Raw genomic sequence first — 20,798 nt, 5'->3', positions numbered from 1 at the left:
TATAGCCCAACCTGACGGCGTTTGACGACGCATAACTAATCACTATGATTAACTTTGAATCAATACACAATTAGGAGTATCTCATCATGGCAACTACCGCAAAAACCCGATTTGTCACGGCTCACGTCCTTGTGCAACTTGCCGAAAAGGTCGATTTGATGGCAGAGCGTCTGGAACGCTCCAAAAAACTGGATCGTCAAACAGGCTCTGTCCGCTTGGATCGACCAGGAAGTGGAACGTAGTCGCCTGACCCGCGAAGCCTTAGCTGATGTTGATGCTGTCTGAGTAATTGACCACCACGCCGTGCAGGCCTGGGCTGATAGCCTTAGCACCGACACACCGTTGCCGGTACCGCGCTGATGGAATTGAAGTGGACAAGAAGCAAGGCGCTGTCCGACATTGCACGGCTGTACGAGTTTCTGGCAGCGGTGAATCAACCTGCCGCTGCACGAGCCCTACAGCAACTCACAGCAGCGCCGAATACGCTGTTGGCCAGCCCGGGCATCGGCGAGCGCCTGGAAGGATTTGATCGTGTCCCAGGAAGTGGTGTAACTGAACCAGCCGAAGGCGCCCTGCGGGCGAAAGAGGATGGCCATCGTGGTTCTTGGCGAAGACCTAACACTCACCAAGGAAACCACGATGACCAAGCCCACTATCGCAATGACCGAGTTGGTTGAGAAAGGGGCAGACGCCGATCTGCTCAAGCAATGATCCAGTTCGTTGCCCAGTGCATGATGGAGTTCGATGTCGAAGGCATGTGCGGCGCCGGTTTCGATGTCAAAAGCCCAGACCGGACGAATAGCCGCAACGGCTACCGTGATCGCCTCTGGCAAACCCGCGCCGGTGACGTTGACCTGAAGATCCCGAAATTACGGCAAGGCAGCTACTTTCCTGGCTTTCTTGAACCTCGACGTACCGCCGAGAAGGCGATGGCAGCGGTGATCCAGGAAGCCTACATTCAAGGTGTTTCAACGCGCTCAATGGACGAGCTGGTCAAAGCCATGGGCATGACGGGCATCTCCAAGAGCCAGGTGTCACGGCTGGCTGGCGAGATCGATGAACGTGTCCACGCCTTCCTTGACCGCCCACTGGAAGGCGATTGGCCTTACCTTTGGATCGACGCCACTTACGTCAAGGTGCGGGAGGCCAGGCGTATCGTGTCGGTCGCCGTCATAATCGCCGTGGCGGTAAATACTGATGGTGGTCGGGAAGTCTTGGGCATGCGCGTTGGCCCTTCAGAAGCAGAGCCGTTCAGGACGGATTTCCTGCGAAGCCTGATGCGGCGCGGACTGCGTGGCGTGAAGCTGATCATCACCGACGCCCACGAAGGGCTCAAGGCAGCAGTTTCCAAGGTCTTCAACGCGACCTGGCAGCGCTACCGCGTGCATTTCATGCGCAACGCCATGGCCCATGTCGGCAAGGGCCAGCGCACCATGGTGGCGGCGCTTCTGCGCACGGTCTTCGCCCAAGACAGCCGCGCTGAATGCCACCAGCAGTGGCGCCTGGTTGCTCACCAACTGCGCTAAAAGTACCCGAAAATCGCGACGCTCATGGACGGCTGCGAGGATGAAGTCCTGGCGCACATGGAGTTTCCCAAAGCGCATCGACAGCAATTGCACAGCACGAACCCGCTGGAGCGGCTCAATGTTGAGATCAAACGTCGCACCGATGTCGTGGGCATCTTTCCCAACGACCCTACAATCACGCGGCTGGTAGGGGCGATGCTGCTGGAGAAGAACGACGAGTGCTGCCTGCAACGGCGCTATATGCAGTTGGAGGCATTTGAATTCGTCAGCGATAATCCACAGGCCAAACTGTCGGCCGTGATCAACGAAGCGGCGAATTCAATGGCCAGAGCCATGATGAGTTACACCACTTCCTGGGACCCGATCAAGAATTTGAGCCGAGGGATGTGAGTCGAAATCAGATCGGCCAGTACGAGATGCGTTACGAGATAGTGAATTCCACCATCTATCTGCTGTGCCTGTGGCACTCCCGCGAGGATCGATAGAATTGTGAAAGCAGCGCAACTGACGTTTGCGCTTGGCTAAGACCGATCTAAAAACCTTAGGGAAGGCCTGAAGTATCCACCGATTTTTGATACCTTCTGCTGCCTGACTAAGTCGCTCGAAAAGAGACCTTTCCTATCTTAATTCATGCTGTTTTTCTCTCATCGCTGTACTTCAGGGCGATCAGCCCGCATTACAGGTGCACTTCCCCACGCAATCAACAAGCGTTTTCGCACCATCCACAGGTTCGACAAAGCAAATAAAGTCGTACGCTGTGCGATGTTTTTTCGACAAACCACAAAAGTGTACTTTTGTGTAGCCAAACTGGCTCTTGACTACGGGGAAGGGATGTTAAACCGCGAGTTTCCTTAGTTACTCTCCGTATCAAAGGCGCACGCGAGTGCATTCTCGAGCATAAATAAGCGGTCATTCCCCCACCACATTTCGTCGCCAAAAAAAATCGTAGGTACACCGAAAACTTTACGCTCGATGGCTGCCTCCGTTTGCTCGTCGTATCTACCTACTGCAATGTGGCTGGTGAGAAATTTCTCGAATGCGATGCGATCCCAGGCTAACTTCCCGGATACTAGGGTAACCAGGCTTTCCGAATCTGGAGCCATGCCTTCCCCCCAAACCGCATTGAACACTATATTCACGTAGGCGGCAGTCTCCCCCAGGTCACTTGGGTAATACACTCCAACATTCATCTTTCGACTGTTATAGTTAGCTGGAAACACAAGTGGTATTCCATAAAGCTCGGCCCACCGTTGCAAATCAACCGTCAAATAGTCCAATTTGACTTTAAGGTCGCGATTAGAGGGTCCAACATTGCCAATGGCTATTTTGGCCCGCGCCAAATCAATCGAATGATATCGAATGGAAAAGCTATATTCTTGCGCTAGCTTTGCCAACCGATGGTTAGCTAAGTACGAGAAAGGGCTCAAAAAATCGAAATAGAAATCAATAATCACAATTAAAAACTCCAAATACAATAAAAACCCTGCAATAATAGGGTATTCTCATCACGGGGGGCATCCCCGTTTTCCCGCATCCAATGCTCATAAAGATCAGCACTCGCCTATACTTTGGTTACTGCCAGATCAACTAACCTGTTGATCTGGCGATTCCTATAGCAAGAAATTCTCTATATCTCGCTTATTTCCTGAGAAGGTGAGCTATTTCAACTCCTTACTATATTTAGTGTGCAGCGCAGCCCAAGCCTTGCCTGACTTTTGTGCGCCAGTGATGTAGTCTTCTGGAACAAGGTTGTAGGGTGGACGGCAGGGCCCCGCCGTGAGCCAGCCAGCGGCATCCATGCGTGCTTTTTCAAGTCCGATATTGTATTTCGAGAACTCCGAAAAGTCGCCACGCGGAAACAATGTCGAATCGGCTGCCCGCATATCATCGGAGATGTCTTTGGCTTTGACCCAGTCACCGGTGTTCTTGGCCTGCTCCACTACGTCACGCAACCTGATGGCGGTGGCGGGGCCGCACATAGAGCCGCTTGACCAAAACGCGGTCACCCGCTCGGGATTGATGCGTGCGGCCGCGTAATAGTCGTCTTCGTGTGGAAGGAAACGTATGTTGGGAGCAAGTGTTAGGTCCAAGTCAAGCATTCCGATACCTAGATACTTGGCAGTTACTACCTGCGGAATTTTTGACATTTCCGCCCAGAACGCGCGAGGAAAGTCGAACTTGAAGGCCTCTGGGTTGGCGTAAATCGCAATGGCAGCGTCTGGAACCGCCTCTGCAACGTCACGATAGAATTGGACCGCTGTAGGTAGATCCATTTTCACCCACATAGGAACACCGAGCATGGTGCCGCTTGCCCCAATATCCATAAGCTCACGAGTCTGGCGGATAACTTCACGGGTATTCAATGCCGTGGTTCCACAAAAATAAGGCACGCGACCACGAACGGTTTCGACAATGGTCGAAACATAATTACATTTCTCCTCCCAAGTTAATGTTGCACACTCCCCGAAAGTGCCCATACTCAAAATTCCGTTGACGCCTGCGGCAATCAACTCTTCAACTATGCGGGCAGTCTCCTTTACATCAACTGTATTAGCACTACGCCAGTTCGAAGCATCGGGAGTGGCCGGCGTTGGCATAATAGCCCAGACACCGTGTATCTCATCAGCAGTAATACGCGCTGGCTTAATAGTTTTATTCGACATAGAAATATACTCCTCAATTAGGTGAAAAATCTAGAGTTAACCTATTCAGAATCTGTATCCGATAGCGAGCGACGTCAGCAATGGATCTAGAGTTACCTTAGCTTTTGCCTCTTGGGGCCCCAAGTACCCAGAAGCGTCGGTTTTTAGGAACAATTTTCGGATATCGATGCTAACGAATCAGTTATTAGTTACGTCAATATCAGCACCAACTTGCAGCGCGGGGGCCCATGCGTGGTCTGCATCGAACGATTTGAGATTAGTATCCTCACTCGCCACAATTCGCGTATAATTTACTCCTGCGCCGATGTGAGGGCGAATTGGACCTAAAGAAGGTAGATTAAAGTTCAAAGTCAATACAGCTGGTGCATATTTAATCTTTCCCAACTGCATGCCTGGAAGAGAGCCTGCGCCTGTAACTTTGGTTGTGGGCGGAACACCAAAAATAAAACGTACATTCCACAGGTCGGTGATGTCGTATCCGATGTCAAAGGTGAGCGCGTTGTTATCGCTTGCATCAGCACTTCCTCCTGGCACCCTGTGCCCATCCAAGTAAACTTTGGCGCTTGCATCGAAGGCGACATTAGTCACTCCTACACGGTATGTCCAAGGCGACTCATCGGCCCATGCTGTGCTGAGCGAAGACACTGCTAAACAAGCGAGGAAAAACCTTTTTGTTAACATCGACTTCTTCCATATTATTTATTATTTTTATTTAATAAAGAAACGCAAGGTGTATACCTATTATTCAATATCTCAACTAAGCTTCACATCCAACCCATATCCAGCTGCCTCGACCTCATGTCCGAATATGTCCCCAACGTGATACTCAGATTGGTCGATGGACGTAGCGCCGCGCCAGCCGGGCTCAATAAGCCAGCCGGAAGGTGTTGCACCATAGAACGTCAACGCTTTGTCGTTGGCATGAATGCCAAGTTGCAACGCGATGTCAATCTCGTTTTTCACAAACTGCTGGTGGGTATATCCCAAGTCTTCCATGTGGGTGTACTCGATCATCAAGTGATTGAGTCGCTTAGTAGAGGGCATGGCACCAAATGCAATGGAGTGATCACGTGCGTTACAGTGCATGAACGAAAGCTCCGCAGTCATACCATTGGGCAGTGGAAGACGATATTCGACGTCCCCACGGAAGCCCAGTAGACTATAGAACTTATGTGCCGCTGCAACATCTGTTTGGCGAACAATGCAATGACCCAAGCCTTGTTCACCAGTCAGAAACTTGCCGTGCAGAGGGCGACCGGGATGAAACGGATTGCTCATGTCGATTCGCGGCCCCCAGAATATTTCGGTTGGATTCCCGCCTGGATCTTCTGTTTTCATTAGACCCAGCACCATACGCTCCTGAGCCTCGGCTTTGTCGCAGACGCGGACATTGTAACCGGCATCAATAAGCTTTTGACCCAGAGCTTCAAACTCCGGCTTACCGGAAACACGCCAACCTAGGTACTCCAAGTCGTCCTGTCCATTATTATGGACTATGATGCGATGATGCCAGTAATCCATCCTCAGATAAAAGCGGTCCTTTTCACCTTCATCTAGTACTTGCAGGCCCAACATATTAGTAGCGAATGATTTCCACGCATCAGGGTCTTTGACCGAGATACCCATGTATCCGAGCTCAATAACGCCAGCTTTCTCACTCATAGTTTGAGTCCTTGAAGTTAGTACTGATTAAAAGGGATACTGCTGCTTGATAGGCTCGATAGTTAGCCACTTGAGTTCTGTGAACTCGTCGAGCACCGCACGGCCGTCAAATCGACCGTAGCCGGTATTCTTGGTGCCCCCATAAGGAGCCTGTGCTTCACTCTGGACTGTCGATCCGTTAATGTGGACACAGCCATATTCTATGGACATGCCCACGCGCAATGCGCGGTTAATGTCGTGGCCAAATACGCCTGACGACAGACCATAGGCGCTGTCGTTGGCAATGCGAATAGCTTCTGCTTCGCCTTTGCAACGGATCACCACAGTGATGGGGCCGAAAGTCTCCTCATCGTAGATCCTCATGTCAGAATTGACGTGATCAAGTATCGTGGCTGGCATAACCGCACCTTTGGCCACACCTCCGCAGACAATTTTGGCGCCTTTGTCAATCGCGTCTTTGAGTAAACCATTGATCCGCTCGCCTGAGTTTGACGAGACCATCGGGCCTATAATGCAGTCGCCAGTCACGCATGGGTCGCCCGCGCTCAAATGCTTGGTCTTTTCGGCGAATTTTGCGACAAATTCATCGGCGATCTTTTCATCAACCACTAAACGCTCAGTGGACATACATATCTGACCTTGGAACAGAAAGCTACCGAACACCGCGGCGTTGACTGCGGCTCCAATGTCCGCGTCATCCAGAATAATAAGCGGGGACTTACCGCCTAGCTCTAGCAGACAGCGCTTGAGATGTTGTGCGGCTTTCTGCGCGATAATGCTACCGACGCGGGTGGAGCCAGTGAAGTTGATGCGTCGGATCTCCTTGGCGGCGATTAATGCGTCGGCGATCTCCGGCGAGCGATCAGGCGAAGAGTTGATGTAGTTGAGAGCTCCTGCAGGCAGCCCAGCTTCCTGCACGCACTGAGTAATCAGGGCATGCGTTGCGGGACTAAACTCAGAACCTTTGAGCACCACAGTGTTGCCGCAGACCAGCGGATAAGCTATAGCTCGTGCCGCCAACACGGCCGTGCCGTTCCATGGCACGATGCTCAGGATCGGTCCAACCGGTTGACGTAAAGTCATAGAAAGCGTGTCGGGTTTGTCCGTCGGGATAGTTTCTCCCTGTATTTGTGTAGCTAGCGATGCCGCTTCGCGGAACACATTGGCTGACATCTGGACATTGAAGCCAGCCCAAAGAGCGGAGGCTCCAACCTCCCTGGCCATCACTTCGACAAACTCAGGTGTTTTACTTTCCATAACCTCAGCGACTCTAAGCAGAACACGGCGTCGCTCCGAAGGTCCGACATTCTTCCATGTCTGGAACGCCTCTTGGGCAGCTTGGGCGGCTTTTAACGCATCCGTCACCGTGGCGTTTGCACACTCCGTCATCACCTCACCACTGACTGGGTGCTTTCGATCGAAGGTCTGTTGGTCACTGGAATTGATCCAGACGTTGTTGATAAACAATTTTGTATTCATTCGGTTTGACCAGAAATGTAGTTATAATTTTAAGGTACGCACAAACCTACTTGCGACCGAGCGCCATCCCACCATCAATGCTAATTACTGTACCTGTAATGAATTTTCCGTGATCTCGCGATGCCAACAACAAATAGGGTGCCACTACGTCTTCGGCCTTGGCTGCAAATCCCAGGGGTGTTAGGCCCTTGATCATGTCTTCGATACCGGGCATGTTGTTCATGTGTGTTTTTTCGAAGCCGGCGCTCGCAGGACCGCTTAGAGATGTTACGGTGCCGCCTGGTGCAACGGCGTTGACCCGAATATGAGGGGCTAATTCGTAAGCCAAAGCCTTCATCATTCCCAGGACCGCATGCTTGCTGGCGATGTAGCAAGAACCACCACCACCGACCGCATGGGAAGACACAGAGGCGGTCATCACCACTGATCCGTTAGTTTTTTTTAGTTCTAGCAGGGCCGCTCTTATACCGCTGAAATAGCTCTTGACATTGATGTCGAATACCTCGTCAAAACTGCTCGATATTTTCTCCCAAGGTTCTTCGATGCTGAGCATGTAATCCCAAATACCTGCATTTGCAATGAAGCAGTCGAGATGGCCAAACCTATCGATTGTTTGCTTTATCAGCTTTTCATTTGTTGCGTGGTCCCGTACATCACCCACGACAATCTCGAGTGTGTCCTTGAACTCGTTGAAAAGGCTTGCCTTTTGCTCTTCGTTTCGCACTAGGGCGGATACATAATAACCGGCCGATTTAAAGGATCGAACCAGTTCGAGACCAATTCCTGAGCCAGCACCGGTTATCGAAACGACTTGTTGATTGCTCATACACACAAATGTCCTTTTGAGAATGGTGGGCGCTTGTGGTGTCCACCATTTTTAGAAACGATCATTGGGTCACAGAAAGACCATTAGATTGTGCGTTTGAAGAATGCGCTCAGGATAATCCACCCATCGCCGGACCAGTTTGCGCACGCCATCTTCGCCGCGCTTCCATTTGTCTTCCCGTGTGGCGTAGAAGACATCGACTTGATTGCCGCGTCGTGCTCGTTGAAGAATCAGATTGGAGCGGATGTGAAGTACATCTTCATCCTCATCCATTGCGGCCTGGAGATTGGTGATAAACCGAGTAAAGCGTAACTTTGGGCTGTTTCCCCAGTTTTGCGGATCTAGTTGATGCTCGACTCGAACCATCAGTTGTTGATAGTTCTCATTGAAAATGTTCATGGTGTCATTGAGCCGATAACGGCGTTCGGAAGCTGCGCGCAGTTCGCGTGAGACAACCTGATATTGCACCTCTGAGTCCACACAGTGTTTGAGCCAGGCCCGGTAAGCCTGAATGTCCAACAGATGCGCTTCCCGGGTCAGCACCATGGCGGCTTCTTGTTGCAAAGCAATATCGCGGGAATTGAAGAAACGAAGAAACTCTTCAGCGTCATGGGCGGAGACAAGCTTGTCTTCTTGGATATTGATCATCATAATCCCTCTCGGCTGTTAGCGATCATTAGTCTTTGTCAGCTCGGTATGCCAATTACTAGAAGCATCCTCGAATTCAGCCCAGCTGGAGCTACTGATATGTGCGCCGTAAGCCCGATAGAATCCACGATAACTGGTCTCGCCAATAGCAGATTTTCCTACGACGCCAGGATAGGCCGTGTCACCATATACGTCCCCGCCGAAACCCAAGTTAGAAATAAGATCGCTATCTCGGGATTGATATTTTTTGGCGTTTTGCGATTCAGTTTCCATATTGTCATTGTCATCGCTTTCCCAGAAACCCGCAGGCCCGAACGTTCTCTGAACCGCGTCGGCCAAGCGTCGCTTGAGATCTTCAGGCATGTCTTTTTCGACCATGGCGTAGGTCCATACTTCAGTAGTATTCGCGTCGATGGGGTTCCATACCTTGAAGACACCCGAGCATGTCAGAAAGCTATTGTTCGGGAAAACAGTGCCGTTGAGGTGGCTGCGATAAATCCGCGCGCGAACGTCGCCAATTTCTTTGTTCAACCTTTCCTGTTTAGCACCGCCGAATGCCATTAAGTCCGGGACCAAGTCTGAGCTATGCACACCTGAATATCCGTCCCATAACACACCCATGCCACTGCCATATTTAGAGGTCATTTGCAGGCCTGCGCCTTCAGGGGGCAGCACTGCGTTGCCTGCTAACGAAGAGAAGATTGACTGACCCGAGCGAAGCGAAGACGCATGAGTCCAACCCACGTGGTATGCATCCCCCACAAAGTTTTCTGCGGGTGCTTTCCAGTTGGCCTTGATGATTACCTTTCCTGGGGGACCGATCAGTTCTAAACCACCAGAATGCTTGAAAATGGGCTCTAGGTACCAGGCTGCATCACCTAGGTAGTCCATAAGCGGTGGTGCCTCCTGATCGAAGCAACCATAAATGAAGCCATGGAAGCTCTCTACACGAGCGACTTCTTTCAATCCCATACATTTTTTGTTGAGCGACTCGCCATACAGTTCTTTTTCAAACGGGACGCTCTGTAGCTCACCGTTGGATCCGAAGCCCCAGCCGTGATAGCTGCAAACGAAACCTTTGGCATTACCGGCTTCAGCGTTCACTAGCGTTTTACCACGGTGACGACAAACATTAAGAAATGCACGGATCGAACCGTCGTTCTGCCGGGAGACTATGACTTCATCAATTCCCATTTTTGCGGTTACATAGTCGCCAGGGGAAGGAATCAGACTGTCATGGGTGAGGAAAAGCCAGTTACGCGCAAAAATGGTTTTCAGCTCGTGTTGGAAAAGCTCTTCGTCGCCATGAATCAAGTGTTTTTGAGTCAGCGCAGATTCACTTACCAAGTTTTTATTTTTGTAATTCATGCTTTCACCTAAAAGATGGAATGGGGGTACGCTCTAGGGTCCGGGGTGCCTCCTATTTAAACTCACAGCTCAAATCAAGCATTACTCGCATGTTTTCAATCTTTACAGGATATGTTTTGATATTCTGTGTCAGTGGAGCGCACAGGGCTCTGCCTGTGCATACATCAAACCGACCTTGATGCAAGGGACATTCGATTTCTCTGCCTTCGAGAAAACCGTCACTCATGCGGGCGGCGCCATGTGTGCATAGATTGTCGGTAGCGTAAATTTCGCCCTCCACTTCATACAACGCCAACTCCCTTCCCTCGACTGTCACGCCGAGGACGTCCCCTTGAGGGATATCTGAAAGAGCTACTGCTTCAATCCATCTTTTTGTCATAAAGCTATCTTCAAATTGGGTAAATTATGGATTCAGAGATCATTCCACTGTCGTAAATAATCAGACGCAGCTGTTTTTCTTGTTGAGGGATTCTCGATGCACAGAGATGCAGGGGCGGTGGGGTAATTCAAACCCCACTGGAGTAGAAGGCATCGGCATAAATATGTTCAGACGATATTCCAAGGCCTTTCACGACGCCGCAAAGCGCTTCAACCATCGCTGGTGCGCCGCATAGATAGGCTCTCCACCCAGCCAGCGAAGGAATGTCTTTTTCGATCAAATCAGTAATTAGGCCTGCTCGCTGGTCCTGATTAATTGGGCCAGTTGCGATCACTGTATGGATTTTGAGTTGAGGGTGCATAGCGGCGAGGTCGTACAATCTGTCTACGTCGTAAAGGTCTTGCTGACTGCGCACCCCGAAATATAGGTGGATAGGGTTCGTCATACCAGACTTCAGCGCCCCGCGGACAATCGACAGTACCGGCGCGAGTCCAGTCCCGCCGCCCACACACAGCATTGGCCCGGTATGGGCCTGACGCAGATATGCCGTGCCGAGAGGCCCGCTCAACTTGACGTTTGTACCTTCGCGAAGGTGCTCGAAAATATAGTCTGTAACACGCCCACCCGGCACTTTTCGTATGTGAAACTCCATTTCTTGGTCATCTGGCAGACCTGCCATGGAATAAGGACGCGCATGCTCGGGACTGAACTGCAGCATCGCATACTGTCCGGGTGAGAACTCGAATGGCTTGGCAAGGCGGATGCGGATGCGGCGGATATCGTGAGTGGGTGACTCGATGGCGACAACCATGCCTTTGATGACTCGCGCCGGGTGGGTGACTATGTCGTCAGCTTCTACGATTTCAATTGCGCAATTGCTCGTGAGTACTGACTGGCAGGCGAGCACATAATGTTCGTCGACGAGGTTTGAGTCACCACTTTCCGCCGCTGAACTGATGACGCTGCCATCTGTAATTCGGCAGCGGCATGTACCACAACGTCCAGACATGCAGCTATAGGAAATACCCACACCGTGCTCACGGAGTACTTCCAAAAGGTTAGCACCGGACTCAAATGGCAGGCGGCGGTTGTTCGGTTGTACGAGAAGTTCCATAGCTCTGATTCGTCATTATAGGTTTTGTGTCCACCATCCTCATAGACCAACTCCTATATGTCAATAAAGCATAAATGAATATTAGTATTACCGCTGTGAATAATGGTGCTTGGATCGTTCTCATGAAATGGCATGAGATGGCGCTTTTTTCTGGTGGAACGAGCGCTCTGAAAGGCAGGTAACCAGGTCGCGGTAGGGACGGCAGTTACCTGCCGCCCCCCGCACATACATGGACGCCCCCGGGTTGCCAAGCTTTCAATCTGTGACGGCTCGATGGTATAGATTACACTCATACATCTGGACTTTCGGTGCGGCGTTGCCGCTGTCCCTGATGGAATCCGCTGGCCGAGTTCTCAATAGATCCGTGTGCTCATGGCACGCTGTGCGGTTCAGATTTTCTTGGCCACGGTCTTACCAGTTTTGCCATCAATTCATGCTCACCTGAGCAATCAATAGCGTTGGTCTACTACAGGGTTGAGTTGACGTCTTCAAGCCACTCCGATTACGCGACGACGGTCGTGTAATCGGAGCGGAACTCGCGGTCACAGGCCAACAAGGCCCATATAATTCGGGCGTTTTTATTCGCCAGTGCAACGGCTGTCACATTGGCGTTACGCCGCTTAAGTAGCCGGCCAAGCCAGCTGTCAGAGATATCTTTTCGTTGTGCTGCGTAGATCATCGACCGTGACCCCTGGATCAGTAGCGTCCGTAGATAGGAGTCCCCCCGCTTACTCATCCCCAACAGCACCGTCTTACCCCCAGTGGAGTTCTGCTTCGGCACCAGCCCAAGCCAAGCACTCACCTGTCGGCCATTCTTGAAACTCTTGGCATCGCCAAGAGAGGCTACCATCGCACTGGCCTTGATTGGCCCGATGCCTGGAATCTTGGCCAGCTTGCGGCTGTTTTCGTTCACGCGATGCCAGGCGACAATTTGACTCTCGATCTCACGAACCTGATGATCGAACCCCTTCAACTGTTCCTGTAGACGCGGCACAAGCAGACGAAACAAGCCCGGCAACTCGTTGTGCTCATCCTCAATAAGCTCCGGCACACGCTTGGCGATATGTGCGATGCCCTGTGGGATTGGATTACAAGACCAAATTCGGCCAGCAGCCCACGGATCTGATTAGCCTGCGCTGTCCGAGCCTTCACCAATCCCTGACGAACCCGATGCAGCGACAGCACAGCCTGTTGCTCTATGTCCTTAATCGGCACAAAACGCATGTTTGGCCGACCTACCGCTTCGCAGATAGCCTCAGCATCAGCTACATCGTTTTTGTTCGTTTTCACATATGGCTTTACGAATTGCGGGGCCATCAGCCTCACATCATGACCAAAGCTGCGCAGCTTGCGAGCCCAATGGTGGGCGCTTCCACAGGCCTCCATACCGATCAGGCACTGCGGCATGATTGCAAAAAGGTGGCGACCTGTTCGCGCTTGAGTTGCTTTCTCAGAACGGTCTTGCCATGTTCATTAACACCGTGCACCTGAAATACATTTTTCGCCAGATCGTTACCAACGGTCATAATTTTCATGCCAGATGCTCCTCTTGGTTTGTGGTTTCTGAAGCACTTCTACTATTGCACGTTGAAGCCACTGGTTTGTGGATGGGGGCGTCCATACCAATAGATCCGTACGTGCGGAACTACCACATACGGCTCCTGCCTCGGATATGTGACGCGAAGTGATCCTCAGGGTAAGGATGTGCATTTCTAGGTCTAGGTATATAGAGGTCTGCAAGGCGTCCGTAGCGTGACCACTGGAGTCTATTACGCTTGCTGCGTCGCTTGAGGGCTTGCCGCCATAGACGGCATACCGCCAACCTAAAACCACCAAGACGTATCAGATTCCCCGGCACCGCGTGGTAATTGAAGTACCCGCTGATCACCCGGGTAAGCCACTGACCTACGACTCGAACTGGCTCATGACGTTGGCGTTTCAGCTCATCCCAAATGGCCAGCAGCGTCGCACGCATCCGCTTCTTGACCGTCAGCCGCAGTATTTGAAACCCACCGCTATCAAACAGGCCATTCGCGAGCGGTTCAGGGTATCTGCTCTTGTTCGGCGGTCATGCTGCTGCCGAACGTACCTAGGCTGACCTGGAGCCGCAAGTGTATATTGATCGTGGTGGGGAGTATTCCTCGCCAACGCCGACCTATCGGTGCTGGCGCATGGCCACGCCGTTCAATCCGCTTGATATCTCCACTGTCTATACCGTAGGTGAAAAAGGCTACCCCCAATTATCCCGCTTACGCAGGTTTGTAACTGCCACCACAACAAGGAGACACACTTATGAAACTGTACTATGCACCTGGTGCCTGTTCGCTGGCCGTACACATCGCGCTACAAGAAACCGGGTTTGACTTTGCGCTCGAAAAAGTGGATCTGGCCACGCATAGGACGGAGTCCAATATCGATTTCAGCACCATCAATCCCAAGGGCTACGTGCCTGCGTTAGTACTCGATGATGGCGAGCTGCTAACCGAAGTGTCGGCGATTTTACTCTACCTGGCAGATCGCGCCGACAAGAGCCTGGCACCTTCGGCCGGCAGCATGGCACGCTACCACCTGTACTCATGGCTCAATTTCATTACATCGGAGTTGCACAAAGCCTTTAGCCCCCTGTTCAATCCCTGCGCGCCTGATGAATGGAAAATACAGATCAAACAGACGCTGACAAAGCGGTGTGAGTATGTCGCGGCACAGCTTGCGGGCAAACAGTTCCTTCTCGGCGACAGTTACACGGTTGCCGATGCCTATCTGTTTACCGTGTTGGGTTGGTCGCGATTGGTGCAGTTCGATCTTGCGTCCTGGCCCACGATCAACGAATACCTGGGGCGCATCGCCGGGCGTCCTGCCATACAGGCGGCCCTCAAAAGAGAGGGCCTGCTCGGCTAAGGCACGATAATCGTTGGGTTGATCCTGAAAATAAGTGTTTCTCCACTTTTTACAGGACGCGGTACGAACCATCCTGTGTAACTTGCGGGTGGCTCGTGGCTGCGTTCCTAGGTCTGGGTATTTGACGGCTTCAGCATCAGCTCCGGCAGCAGTCGTCGAAATAGGTCGCTGGAAAGGATTCCAAGCCCGTCTACTTTCAGGGCCAGCTCAGTTCCAAACCGGGAATCGAACCCGTCCGATACAGATTGGTCAGTGCCGACGCATCAGTAGGCGGAGAAACACTACCGGAGCCTATCCCCTGGACACCAGTGTTTTCCTGCAGTAGTCGCCAGCGATCTTTGTCATCTCATTTAATTGAAAAGCCGTGTTGAACTCTTTAATTCCCCTGCCAAGCTTGATCTAGTGTGCTGTCTCTGAAATAAGTTTCTAACCCTAGGGATGCTCCGATCAACTTGCCGCGCAGCGGTGGCAAGCCGTAATTTGCCAGGCACATAGCGCTATTTTTCTGAAAACGGTCTGATGCAGTGTGAGTCGAGCGCGTTTTTCGCTCGGTTTTCCGTGTTAAGCGCGCAACTCACCCAAACCCATCAGTCGCTTTCGAGCCATCCACAGGTTCGACAGGGCGAACAGCGTGGTCAGTTGGGCCGTGTTTTTCATCAGCCCACGAAAGCGTACTTTCACGTAACCAAACTGGCGCTTGATGACCCGAAACGGATGCTCGACCTTGGCGCGTGTCTGCGCTTTGCAGTACTCGCTCTTGCGCTTGGCTTTGTACAACAGGCTGCGTTTGTTCAGCTTGGAATACGTGCTGCGCCGCGCCGCGATTTGCCAGATCACGTTACGATTTTCGTGCTCTTCACGCTTCTCGACACCGGTGTAGCCAGCGTCCTCATAGACCGCGTTTTCTTCCCCGTGGAGCAGTTCGGCGACTTGAGTGACATCGGCCACATTGGCCGCAGTGCCATGGACGTGATGAACCAGTCCAGACTCAACGTCAGCGCCGATGTGGGCCTTCATACCGAAGAAATACTGGTTACCCTTCTTTGTCTGATGCATCTCGGGATCACGCTCGCCGTCTTTGTTCTTGGTCGAGCTTGGGGCATGAATAATAGTGGCATCGACGATGGTGCCCTGGCGCAGCGACAGGCCTTTTTCCTGCAAATAACCGTTGATGACCGCGAGGATTGCAGGAGCCAGTTGATGTTTCTCCAGCAGGTGCCGGAAGTTCATGATCGTGGTGTCTTCCGGTATCGGCGCACTCAACGTCAGGCGTGCAAACTGGCGCATGGGGGTGATTTCGTAGAGCGCTTCTTCCATGGCCGGATCACTCAGGGAGAACCAGTTCTGCAGCAGGTGAATGCGCAGCATGGTTTCCAGCGGATAAGGTTTTCTGCCACCGCCGGCCTTGGGGTAGAACGGTTCGATCGGGCCCAGCAGACCTGTCCAGGGGACGACATGATCCATCTCGGCGAGGAAGCGTTCGCGGCGTGTCTGCTTGCGCTTGCTGGCATATTCGAAATCGGAAAAGCTCATCTGGCTCATGGGAGGCTCGGATCAGGTGGTCAGGCGATTTTCGCATAACCGGGACTTGTTCGGAGATTCCCTAGGTTCGGTTTATCGCTCAACGCTTTGAAGACACGACTGATCGAGTTTGATCGTTTTGCTGCGAGAAATTGTAGGAAGCGAGCCTTGGGTAAACCGGAGGCTTTTGACTGCCTGGGCTTTACACACTTGTAGGACCAACAGAACCGGTGGGTTTCAAATCCTGTGGCTGACGGTCAAGGAGTGGAGGCGTGCGATGCTGCTGGCCATTCGGGATAAGCTAAAACGCCGACGTCATGAGCCAGTTTGAGTCGTGGTCAGTCGCTTAACCGAGTGGTTAGTGGATTCTTCAAGCACCATGCAGTACAGGGAAATCTGACACGTCTCGGTGGTTTTCGGTTGGCGGCAAGCGCCTCAAGCGACGCAGCCAGCGTAACCGGCTCCAGTGGCCAATCTACGGACGCCTTGCCGCCCTCAACATACCTAAACCTAGGAATGGCACAGTCGGTGCGACTGGCGTATTGCTAAGGTCCCCCTGCATGAGTAGCTAGTTGCTTGGCTTCCTCGGTTGCCAACCAATATGCGAGCGGCTGCTCAAGATTACTGATAGCCCCAACGATCACCCCGGATTGTGGCTCAATTCGAAAACAAATCGAACATCAGTTGTCGCAACCAGATGTTGGCTAGGTCCTTGTGGTATTTTGCGTGCCAGAACATGTTAATGGGGATTTCTGGTAGGTCGATGGGGATAGGCAGCACGCTCAAGCCGAAGGGGTCTACACAGCAGTCAGCGAAGCGCTCAGGTACGGTCGCGAGTAGCTCCGTATGCTGGAGGATATGGCCGACGGCGACGAAATGCGGAACCTCTAGGCGGATGTCACGTCGGATGCCGGCCCGCGCCATATGGGAATCTACTTCGCCGTGGCCAGTGCTGGTGGCGATGACTCGTATATGGCCGTAGGCGCAGAAGCGCTCCAAGGTCAGTGGCTCTCTGGTGGCCGGGTGGTTCTTACGGCAAAGGCACACGTAGCGGTTGTGGAGCAGCCGACGCTGTAAGAAGCCGGCCTGTAGGTTGGGTAGCAGGCCTACGGCCAAATCTACTGTACCGTCTTGTAACGACTGTACCAAGCTCACCGAGCTGTCGCGTACAGTGCTGATTATGCAATGGGGGGCCTGATGAGTGAGCGCATCCATCAGCCGGGGCATGAAATATATCTCACCAATGTCGGTCATGGCCAGGGTGAAGGTGCGCTCGCTGGTCAGAGGATCGAAGCGCTCTTCGTGATGTAGTGCTTCGCGCAGACTGTGCATGGCATGGGCGATGGGCTCGGCTAAATGGGCAGCGTAGGGCGTAGGTTCCATGCCTTGGTGGGTACGTACGAATAGTTCGTCCTGCAGTGCGGTGCGCAGGCGCTTCAGGGCGTTGCTTACGGCAGGTTGGGTTAGACCTAGGCTTTGCGCGACGGTAGAGACACGCCTGTCGACGAGCAACTGATTGAATACTACTAGCAGGTTTAAATCCAGGTCATGTAGTTCCATGGAGCCTCGCTATGTTGTCGCTGTCGTTCTGCCTGAACGGCAGCATTATTCTCAATGCGAATATATAGTATAGGATTTAGTGTATTTATCAATAGTTATAGCTTCGCTATTGTTGGAGGCATCCAATAATAAAGTTGACAGGTATTGCATGAACAATAAGAAACCGGCCTTGCGCGTTGGTATAATCGGCGGCGGAATTTCAGGTGTCGCCTTGGCATTGAGCTTGTGCCAGCACTCCCATCTCGAGGTACAGCTATTCGAGGCGGCCCCCGCGTTCGGTGAAGTAGGTGCTGGTGTGTCCTTCGGGCCTAACGCCGTGCGCGCCATTGCCGGTTTGGGTTTGGGTGAGGCCTACCTGCAGGTTGCTGATCGTACCCCACAGCCTTGGGAGGATGTTTGGTTTGAATGGCGGCGCGGGAGCGATGCTAGCTATTTAGGTGCCACCATTGCGCCGGGCGTAGGTCAGTCTTCTGTACACAGGGCGGATTTCCTTGACGCCCTAGTAAGACACCTTCCAGAAGGCATCGCACAATTCAGGAAGCGTGCCACCGAGGTCGAACAGCAGGGTGGTGAACTGCAAGTGCTATTCGCCGACGGCACGGAGTACCGTTGCGATCTCCTAATCGGCGCCGACGGCATTAAGTCAGCGCTTCGTAGTCATGTGCTGGAAGGTCAGGGACTGGCCCATCTAGGACCACGTTTTAGCGGCACCTGTGCATTCCGGGGGATGGTAGATAGCCTGCAACTGCGCGAAGCCTATAGGATCAATGGCATCGCCGAGCACTTGGTGGATGTACCGCAGATGTACTTAGGACTCGATGGCCATATTCTTACCTTCCCTGTAAGAAATGGTAGCAGCATCAACGTGGTAGCCTTCATTTCCGACCGTAGCCAGCCGGAGCCAACTTGGCCCGCCGATGCCCCTTGGGTCCGGGAAGTGAGCCAGCTCGATATGCTTGATGCTTTCTTCGGGTGGGGGGATGCCGCACGTATCCTACTGGAGTGCATCCCGAACCCCACTCTCTGGGCATTGCATGATTTGGCGGAGCTGCCAACCTATGTGCATGGTCGGGTCGTCCTAATCGGTGACGCAGCCCACGCTATGCTTCCGCATCAAGGTGCCGGTGCCGCTCAGGGGCTTGAGGACGCCTACTTTCTCGCTCGTCTGCTGGGCGATCCTCATGCGGATGCAGAAACTCTACCCGAGCTGCTTAAAGCCTACGACGACCTACGCCGCCCTCGTGCCTGTCTCGTGCAGCGAACCTCCTTCGAAACCGGCGAACTATACGAATTGCGCGACCCCATCGTCGGTGCGAACGAGCAACTGCTGGGGGAGACCCTGGCGACCCGCTTTGATTGGCTATGGAACCATGACCTCGACACCGATCTGGCTGAGGCCCGAGTGCGCATGGGGTGGGAGCCGCGTGACCAAATTGCGCAGCGTCAAGGGTAAGTGGGCGTGTAGATTGTGGCTGGGGTTTCGAGGGCAAGTATTGAAGCATTTTCTGCGCACGGGTTACGTGATGCGTATGGGTTTGCCTTTGGTGCTAGGTGCAAGATATCACTTTGCTTCAGCCGCTAGGCCGACGCTGATGAGAGCCGTTGGATCTGTAGATAAACTTAGATTCTGATCTAAACACGGGCAGCCACCGCATTGGTACCAGGGCAACGCAGACACCACGGTAACCCATTAGTATTTCCTACACGCTGTGCCGAAGAGCACCGCTAGAGATAACAATGCAAACCAATAACAAGCGCTCGTTCCGTTCCACAATCAGAGCTCGCGCGATGACAATCAATACTTCCCTAGCAATCACCAAGCTGGCTAGGATTTGTCTTTTGGGGTCCTGCAGCTGTGCCCAGTGACGCAGGTGTCGATGGAGGCGGGATGCAAACTGTCTTTGAAATCACTGTGCGGCCTGATGGGGAGAGCTTCGTCTGCCAGCCGCAGCAGTCAGTGCTGCGTGCTATGGAGGCCCAGAACAAGTACTGCTTACCAGTTGGCTGTCGCGGCGGCGGGTGCGGCGTGTGTAAGGTGCGGGTGCTGACCGGTGATTACGAATGCGGACGTATGAGCTGCAAGCACCTATCTATAGAGGCTCGAGAACAAGGTTACGCCTTGGCATGCCGACTGTTTGCCCGTAGTGATTTATGTATCGAACGTTATTCAAACCCCCCAAACGAAGAAATAGTCAACCCACAACAATGAGAAAAGGTGACGCCATGAGTAAAGGGATAATGCGCCCCGGCCACGTGCAGCTAAGGGTACTGGATATGGCCGAGGCCCTAAAACACTACGTCGATTTATTAGGCCTGATCGAGATGGACCGTGACGAGCACGGCCGTGTCTATCTGAAGGCCTGGACAGAAGTTGACAAGTTTTCCGTGGTGCTACGTGAAGCCGATGAGCCTGGTATGGATTTTATGGGTTTCAAGATGGTAGATGAGGATTCTCTCCGGCAACTTGAGCAGGATCTGCTGGCATATGGCTGTGCCATCGAGCATGTACCGGCGGGCGAACTGAACGGCTGCGGTAGGCGCGTGCGCTTCCAGGCCCCCTCTGGACATCACTTCGAGTTGTATGTGGACAAGGAATACACTGGTAAATGGGGTGTGAATGAGATTAATCCCGAGGCCTGGCCGCGCGATCTGAAAGGGATGGCGGCTGTCCGCTTCGACCATTGCTTGCTGTATGGCGACGAATTACAAGCCACAAATGATCTGTTTACCGAGGTGTTAGGCTTCTATCTAGCCGAGCAAGTAATCGATGCAGAAGGTAAACGCCTAGCTCAATTTCTCAGTTTGTCGACCAAGGCACATGATGTTGCTTTTATTCAGCATGCGGAGAAGGGCAAGCTCCATCATGCCTCATTCCTCCTTGAGAGTTGGGAGGATGTGTTGCGCGCCGCCGACCTGATCAGCATGACCGACACCTCAATAGACATCGGTCCGACCCGTCATGGTCTAACCCACGGTAAGACTATTTACTTTTTCGATCCCTCTGGCAACCGCAATGAGGTGTTTTGCGGCGGTGATTACAGTTACCCGGATCACAAGCCTGTGACCTGGATGGCTAAGGACCTGGGAAAGGCGATCTTCTATCATGACCGGGTGCTCAATGAACGATTCATGACTGTCTTGACCTGAAGGCCCG

The 20,798-nt window shown here is 52.6% G+C and carries 15 protein-coding genes and 7 pseudogenes; 8 read left to right on the top strand and 14 right to left on the bottom strand.

The genetic code is table 11. The features are described from left to right. Positions 1-86 precede the first annotated feature (86 nt). The 4 pseudogenes from QU606_RS12895 to QU606_RS12880 form a co-directional block, all read left to right on the top strand. A pseudogene (locus QU606_RS12895) lies at positions 87-360 on the top strand (CopG family ribbon-helix-helix protein). Beyond that, positions 360-530 (top strand): annotated as a pseudogene (locus QU606_RS32930) (type II toxin-antitoxin system RelE/ParE family toxin); the annotation flags it as partial. The pseudogenes QU606_RS12895 and QU606_RS32930, both read left to right, overlap by 1 nt. Before the next feature lie 109 nt (positions 531-639). Next, positions 640-1,826: pseudogene (locus QU606_RS12885) on the top strand (IS256 family transposase); the annotation flags it as partial. Positions 1,827-1,891: 65 nt separating this feature from the next. Next, positions 1,892-2,011: pseudogene (locus QU606_RS12880) on the top strand (type II toxin-antitoxin system RelE/ParE family toxin); the annotation flags it as partial. 159 nt (positions 2,012-2,170) lie between these two features. On the opposite strand, the pseudogene QU606_RS12875 reads toward QU606_RS12880, so the two are convergent. The 12 genes and pseudogenes from QU606_RS12875 to QU606_RS12820 form a co-directional block, all read right to left on the bottom strand. Continuing rightward, positions 2,171-2,360: pseudogene (locus tag QU606_RS12875) on the bottom strand (hypothetical protein); the annotation flags it as partial. Between the two features lie 17 nt (positions 2,361-2,377). Then, complete coding sequence (locus QU606_RS12870) at positions 2,378-2,980, bottom strand: 2-hydroxychromene-2-carboxylate isomerase (RefSeq protein WP_134939508.1); 603 nt, start codon at positions 2,978-2,980, stop codon at positions 2,378-2,380. Between the two features lie 204 nt (positions 2,981-3,184). Further along, positions 3,185-4,189 carry a dihydrodipicolinate synthase family protein gene (locus QU606_RS12865; protein ID WP_134939507.1) on the bottom strand — a complete coding sequence of 335 codons (1,005 nt, stop codon included), beginning with the start codon at positions 4,187-4,189 and terminating at the stop codon, positions 3,185-3,187. Between the two features lie 45 nt (positions 4,190-4,234). Next, positions 4,235-4,870 (bottom strand): annotated as a pseudogene (locus tag QU606_RS12860) (OmpW family protein). A gap of 72 nt (positions 4,871-4,942) precedes the next feature. Further along, the gene (gene nahC, locus QU606_RS12855; protein ID WP_304998426.1) at positions 4,943-5,851 is read right to left on the bottom strand and encodes a 1,2-dihydroxynaphthalene dioxygenase; all 909 of its coding nucleotides are present in this window, start codon (positions 5,849-5,851) and stop codon (positions 4,943-4,945) included. A 27-nt stretch (positions 5,852-5,878) separates the two neighbouring features. After that, positions 5,879-7,330, bottom strand: a complete 1,452-nt coding sequence (locus tag QU606_RS12850) for an aldehyde dehydrogenase (RefSeq protein WP_134939504.1) — start codon at positions 7,328-7,330, stop codon at positions 5,879-5,881. A 46-nt stretch (positions 7,331-7,376) separates the two neighbouring features. Continuing rightward, positions 7,377-8,156 (bottom strand): 3-(cis-5,6-dihydroxycyclohexa-1,3-dien-1-yl)propanoate dehydrogenase, encoded by a 780-nt coding sequence (gene hcaB / locus QU606_RS12845; RefSeq protein WP_134939503.1) that lies wholly within the window; start codon positions 8,154-8,156, stop codon positions 7,377-7,379. A gap of 69 nt (positions 8,157-8,225) precedes the next feature. Next, complete coding sequence (locus QU606_RS12840; RefSeq protein ID WP_134939502.1) at positions 8,226-8,807, bottom strand: aromatic-ring-hydroxylating dioxygenase subunit beta; 582 nt, start codon at positions 8,805-8,807, stop codon at positions 8,226-8,228. Positions 8,808-8,822: 15 nt separating this feature from the next. After that, positions 8,823-10,172, bottom strand: a complete 1,350-nt coding sequence (gene ndoB, locus QU606_RS12835) for a naphthalene 1,2-dioxygenase system large oxygenase NdoB (RefSeq protein WP_134939501.1) — start codon at positions 10,170-10,172, stop codon at positions 8,823-8,825. A 52-nt stretch (positions 10,173-10,224) separates the two neighbouring features. Further along, positions 10,225-10,551 (bottom strand): non-heme iron oxygenase ferredoxin subunit, encoded by a 327-nt coding sequence (locus QU606_RS12830; RefSeq protein WP_134939500.1) that lies wholly within the window; start codon positions 10,549-10,551, stop codon positions 10,225-10,227. A gap of 127 nt (positions 10,552-10,678) precedes the next feature. Then, positions 10,679-11,665: a 2Fe-2S iron-sulfur cluster-binding protein gene (locus QU606_RS12825; protein WP_134939499.1), complete on the bottom strand. Its 987-nt coding sequence runs from the start codon at positions 11,663-11,665 to the stop codon at positions 10,679-10,681. Between the two features lie 502 nt (positions 11,666-12,167). Then, positions 12,168-13,200, bottom strand: a pseudogene (locus QU606_RS12820) (IS110 family transposase). Positions 13,201-13,957: 757 nt separating this feature from the next. Between QU606_RS12820 and gstA the strand changes: the two are divergent. Further along, positions 13,958-14,563: a glutathione transferase GstA gene (gstA, locus tag QU606_RS12815; protein WP_134939338.1), complete on the top strand. Its 606-nt coding sequence runs from the start codon at positions 13,958-13,960 to the stop codon at positions 14,561-14,563. A 561-nt stretch (positions 14,564-15,124) separates the two neighbouring features. Here the strand turns inward: gstA and QU606_RS12810 are convergent. Both QU606_RS12810 and nahR read right to left on the bottom strand, forming a co-directional pair. After that, complete coding sequence (locus tag QU606_RS12810) at positions 15,125-16,105, bottom strand: IS5 family transposase (protein WP_134939339.1); 981 nt, start codon at positions 16,103-16,105, stop codon at positions 15,125-15,127. 636 nt (positions 16,106-16,741) lie between these two features. Further along, positions 16,742-17,644: an HTH-type transcriptional activator NahR gene (nahR, locus tag QU606_RS12805; RefSeq protein ID WP_134939340.1), complete on the bottom strand. Its 903-nt coding sequence runs from the start codon at positions 17,642-17,644 to the stop codon at positions 16,742-16,744. 148 nt (positions 17,645-17,792) lie between these two features. On the opposite strand from nahR, the gene salA reads away from it, so the two are divergent. From salA to QU606_RS12790, 3 genes are all read left to right on the top strand, one after another. Next, the gene (gene salA / locus QU606_RS12800; protein WP_134939341.1) at positions 17,793-19,097 is read left to right on the top strand and encodes a salicylate 1-monooxygenase; all 1,305 of its coding nucleotides are present in this window, start codon (positions 17,793-17,795) and stop codon (positions 19,095-19,097) included. A gap of 435 nt (positions 19,098-19,532) precedes the next feature. Then, positions 19,533-19,853 carry a 2Fe-2S iron-sulfur cluster-binding protein gene (locus tag QU606_RS12795; RefSeq protein WP_134939342.1) on the top strand — a complete coding sequence of 107 codons (321 nt, stop codon included), beginning with the start codon at positions 19,533-19,535 and terminating at the stop codon, positions 19,851-19,853. A gap of 14 nt (positions 19,854-19,867) precedes the next feature. After that, positions 19,868-20,791, top strand: a complete 924-nt coding sequence (locus QU606_RS12790) for a catechol 2,3-dioxygenase (RefSeq protein ID WP_134939343.1) — start codon at positions 19,868-19,870, stop codon at positions 20,789-20,791. The last annotated feature ends 7 nt before the right edge of the window (positions 20,792-20,798 follow it).

It is taken from the genome of Pseudomonas sp. OVF7 (genome assembly GCF_030644265.1).
Taxonomy (GTDB): Bacteria; Pseudomonadota; Gammaproteobacteria; order Pseudomonadales; family Pseudomonadaceae; genus Aquipseudomonas; species Aquipseudomonas gorinensis.
This window is presented reverse-complemented; position numbering and strand designations above follow the sequence as displayed.

What these genes read in the sequence shown, in the direction of transcription:
- nahC (WP_304998426.1), bottom strand. Translation starts at nt 5,851, where the DNA reads ATGAGTGAGAAAGCTGGCGTTATTGAGCTCGGATACATGGGTATCTCG.
- ndoB (WP_134939501.1), bottom strand. Translation starts at nt 10,172, where the DNA reads ATGAATTACAAAAATAAAAACTTGGTAAGTGAATCTGCGCTGACTCAA.
- gstA (WP_134939338.1), top strand. Translation starts at nt 13,958, where the DNA reads ATGAAACTGTACTATGCACCTGGTGCCTGTTCGCTGGCCGTACACATC.
- QU606_RS12830 (WP_134939500.1), bottom strand. Translation starts at nt 10,551, where the DNA reads ATGACAAAAAGATGGATTGAAGCAGTAGCTCTTTCAGATATCCCTCAA.
- QU606_RS12795 (WP_134939342.1), top strand. Translation starts at nt 19,533, where the DNA reads ATGCAAACTGTCTTTGAAATCACTGTGCGGCCTGATGGGGAGAGCTTC.
- QU606_RS12810 (WP_134939339.1), bottom strand. Translation starts at nt 16,105, where the DNA reads ATGAGCCAGATGAGCTTTTCCGATTTCGAATATGCCAGCAAGCGCAAG.
- QU606_RS12865 (WP_134939507.1), bottom strand. Translation starts at nt 4,189, where the DNA reads ATGTCGAATAAAACTATTAAGCCAGCGCGTATTACTGCTGATGAGATA.
- nahR (WP_134939340.1), bottom strand. Translation starts at nt 17,644, where the DNA reads ATGGAACTACATGACCTGGATTTAAACCTGCTAGTAGTATTCAATCAG.
- QU606_RS12825 (WP_134939499.1), bottom strand. Translation starts at nt 11,665, where the DNA reads ATGGAACTTCTCGTACAACCGAACAACCGCCGCCTGCCATTTGAGTCC.
- QU606_RS12850 (WP_134939504.1), bottom strand. Translation starts at nt 7,330, where the DNA reads ATGAATACAAAATTGTTTATCAACAACGTCTGGATCAATTCCAGTGAC.
- QU606_RS12840 (WP_134939502.1), bottom strand. Translation starts at nt 8,807, where the DNA reads ATGATGATCAATATCCAAGAAGACAAGCTTGTCTCCGCCCATGACGCT.
- salA (WP_134939341.1), top strand. Translation starts at nt 17,793, where the DNA reads ATGAACAATAAGAAACCGGCCTTGCGCGTTGGTATAATCGGCGGCGGA.
- hcaB (WP_134939503.1), bottom strand. Translation starts at nt 8,156, where the DNA reads ATGAGCAATCAACAAGTCGTTTCGATAACCGGTGCTGGCTCAGGAATT.
- QU606_RS12790 (WP_134939343.1), top strand. Translation starts at nt 19,868, where the DNA reads ATGAGTAAAGGGATAATGCGCCCCGGCCACGTGCAGCTAAGGGTACTG.